This window comes from Salinicola sp., from assembly GCF_982684285.1.
This window is the reverse complement of sequence record NZ_CEXLVS010000440.1, coordinates 1-1,496: the sequence shown is the minus strand read 5'-3', so window position 1 is coordinate 1,496 and position 1,496 is coordinate 1. Positions and strand designations below refer to the sequence as shown.

General features: G+C 41.8%; 2 protein-coding genes. Both read left to right on the top strand.

The features are described 5' to 3' along the window. The first annotated feature begins 140 nt into the window (after positions 1 to 140). Entirely contained in the window at positions 141 to 719 is a 579-nt protein-coding gene (locus tag AC3AYF_RS20880; protein ID WP_487780387.1) for an aminodeoxychorismate/anthranilate synthase component II, read from the top strand. A 9-nt stretch (positions 720 to 728) separates the two neighbouring features. Further along, positions 729 to 1,496 (top strand): anthranilate phosphoribosyltransferase (gene trpD, locus AC3AYF_RS20875; RefSeq protein ID WP_487780386.1); only part of this gene is annotated, 768 nt, incomplete at its 3' end.

Below are 1,496 nucleotides of genomic sequence, written 5' to 3'. Positions count from 1 at the left end.
AGGTATCGTTTATGATTCTGTGCCTGAAATGGAATGGCAAGAAACCATGAATAAAGCTCGAGCTGTTTTCCGTGCTGTCGAAATGGCAGAGGCTGGGCTCGATGTGGCCAGTCAAACAAAACATAAGTAGGTCTCACCCAATGTTATTAATGATTGATAATTACGACTCTTTCACTTACAACCTCGTGCAATATTTTGGCGAGCTAGGTGCAGATGTACAGGTGTATCGTAATGACAAAATTACCATTGCTGAAATTGAAGCTTTAAATCCTGATCAGATTGTGATTTCTCCAGGCCCCTGCACTCCTAATGAAGCAGGAATTTCACTTGAAGTCATTAAACATTTTTCCGGTAAAAAACCTATTCTAGGTGTCTGTTTAGGCCACCAATCTATTGGTCAAGCCTTCGGTGGTGAAATCGTCCATGCCAGTAAAATAATGCATGGAAAAACGTCACCTGTGTCGCACAATAACTCAAGTGTTTTCAAAGGATTGAACAACCCACTTATAGCAACACGTTACCATTCATTGGTTGTCAATAAAAATAACTTGCCAGATTGTTTTGAGGTTACGGCATGGACTCAAAATGAAGATGGTAGTGTCGATGAGATTATGGGGATTTCACATAAAACATTGCCCATAGAAGGCGTACAATTTCATCCTGAATCCATATTGACAGAGCAAGGACATGCCTTGTTAAAAAACTTTCTAGATCGATAAGGTTTGGCTATGAATTTATCCGAAGCATTAAAAATAATCATTCAAAAAAAAGACTTATCTAGCGAAGAAATGACGGCTGTTATGCAGCAGATCATGACAGGTGAGGCTACACCAGCACAAATTGGTGGATTTTTAGTTGGTTTGCACATGAAAGGCGAAACCGTGGTAGAAATTACCGCAGCCGCCAAAGTCATGCGTAGTTTAGCAACACCCGTTGACATTACCGGCGATCATATTGTTGATACCTGTGGAACAGGTGGTGATGGTGCCAGCACATTTAATGTCTCAACAGCCAGTGCCTTTGTAGTGGCTGCCGCAGGCGCTAAAGTAGCAAAACATGGTAATCGCTCTATCAGTAGTAGTTCAGGTAGCGCCGACGTACTGGAAGCTGCCAGAGTAAACTTAAATATTACTCCCGAACAAGTTAAACATTGCATTGACACTATTGGTATTGGTTTTATGTTTGCCCAAAAGCATCATGGCGCAATGAAGCATGCTATTGGCCCTCGCCGAGAAATGGGGATCCGTACCATCTTTAACCTATTAGGCCCATTAACCAATCCTGCTCAAGCCCCCTGCCAAGTACTGGGTGTATTTGACTTAAAATGGGTAGAGCCTATGGCGCATGTATTGAAAGAACTCGGAAGTCGACACGTATTAGTCGTGCATGCTGATGATGGTTTGGATGAAATTAGTATTGGTGCTAAAACGCATGTCTCTGAACTTAAAGATGGCATAATTACAAGCTACGTTATTGAACCCGAGGATTTTGGTTTA